Origin of the sequence: Nonomuraea typhae (assembly GCF_009760925.1) — a bacterium.
Classification (GTDB): domain Bacteria; phylum Actinomycetota; class Actinomycetes; order Streptosporangiales; family Streptosporangiaceae; genus Nonomuraea; species Nonomuraea typhae.
On record NZ_VRLV01000040.1, the window covers coordinates 1 to 1,812 of the forward strand.

Annotated in this window: 2 protein-coding genes; both read right to left on the reverse strand. The window is 72.1% G+C overall.

Annotated features, from left to right (window positions below):
• Positions 1–866, reverse strand: an 866-nt coding sequence (locus FVE25_RS53595) for an FAD-binding oxidoreductase (protein WP_219826086.1), incomplete at its 3' end; no start/stop codon positions are given.
• A partial coding sequence (locus FVE25_RS53600) for a pyridoxal-phosphate-dependent aminotransferase family protein (RefSeq protein ID WP_157255254.1) occupies positions 863–1,812 on the reverse strand: 950 nt, incomplete at its 5' end. The genes FVE25_RS53600 and FVE25_RS53595, both read right to left, overlap by 4 nt.

Genomic DNA, 1,812 nt, shown 5'->3' on the forward strand with positions numbered 1-1,812 from the left:
GCCTCGCCGGCCAGCCGGTCCAGCCGGTAGCCGCACGCCCGCCGCCAAAACGGCGGAAACCCGGTCGCGATCGCCTCCGCGTTCTCGGCCACCAGCCCGGGCAGCTCCCGGTAGAGGGCGCCCTCCAGCGTCGGCAGGGCCGCCCGCCGCTCCCGTTCGGCCTCGCTGACGGGCTCCAGCCGGGCCGTCGAGCCGTCGGCCAGCACCACATCCAAGGCGCGCACGTGATCGATCGTCATGCCGTAGGTCAGCGACCCGCTGCCGGCGGAGTTGTTGCCGATCATCCCGCCGATGGTGGCCCGGTTGCTGGTAGAGGTGTCCGGCCCGAACATCAGCCCGTGCCCGGCCGCGGCCCGGTTCAGCTGATCCTGCACCACCCCCGCCTCCACCAGCGCCGTGCGCGCGTGCGGGTCGAGCTCCAGGATGCGGTTCATATGCCGGGACAGGTCCAGCACCAGGCCCGGCCCGACCGTCTGCCCGGCCAGACTGGTACCCGCCCCACGCGCCAGCACCGGCACACCGAACCCCGCGGCGACCTTCACCGCCGCAGCCACATCGGCGCCATGCCGGGGAAACACCACCCCCACCGGCATGATCGAATACATGCTCGCATCACGCGAAAACAGATGCCGGCTGTAGTCGTCGAAGGCCACCTCACCCTCAACCACCCCACGCAGCGCACGCTCCAGCCCAGCCACATCCACACCCGCACCCGCATCCGCGCCGGCCGCAGACCGGCCGGACCGGCCGGACTGGCCGCGCTGGTCGGGCGGGCCGGGCTTGTCGGATGTGCCGGGCGTGCCGGGCTTGTCGGGCCGGTCGGGCTGGTCGGGTGTGCCGGGCGGGCCGGGCAGGGTGGCGGTCATGGCGTCTGCAGCAGCTCGAGCGCGGCGTTCAGCCCGCGCGCGTCGATCGGCACCCCGGCCAGCATCAGGCCCATCTGCACCCCGGCCAGCGTGCCGGCCAGAGACAGGTCGTTGAAGTCGCCCAGATGCCCGATGCGGAAGACCCGCCCGGCCAGCCGGCCCAGCCCGGCGCCCAGCGACATGTTGAACCGGTCCAAGATGATCGCCCGCACCTTGTCCGCGTCATGCGTTTCGGGCATGAGCACGGCGGTCAGCGACCCGGAGTACTCGCGTTCATCGGCGCACAGCACCTCCAGGCCCCAGCCGCGCACGGCGGCGCGGGTGGCGGCGGCATGGCGCCGGTGCCGCTCGAACACCTGCTGCAGCCCTTCCGCCTGCAGCAGCCGCAGGGCTTCACGCAGGCCGTAGAGCAGGTTGGTGGCCGGGGTGTAGGGGAAGAAGCCGCGCTCGTTGGCGGCCAGGATCGGCCCCCAATCCCAAAACGACTTCGGCAGATCGGCGCTCCGGTAGGCGGCCAGCGCCTTGTCGCTGACCGCGTTGAAACTCAGCCCCGGCGGCAGCATCAGCCCCTTCTGCGAGCCGGCCACCGTCACATCCACCCCCCACTGCTCGTGCCGGTAGTCGATCGAGCCGAGCGAGGAGATGGTGTCGACCAGCAGCAGCGCCGGATGCGCGGCCGCATCGATCGCCGCCCGCACCTCGCCGATGCGGGAGGTCACCCCGGTAGAGGTCTCGTTGTGCACCACACACACCGCCTTGATGGCATGGCCGGTGTCGGCGGCCAGCCGTTCGGCGACCACCGCCGGGTCGGCGCCGTGACGCCAGTCGCCGGGCACGAAGTCCACGGCCAGGCCGAGCCGGCCGGCCATCTCCTGCCACAGGCCGGCGAAGTGACCGGTCTCGAAACACAGCACCCGATCACCGGCCGACAGCGTGTTGACCAGAG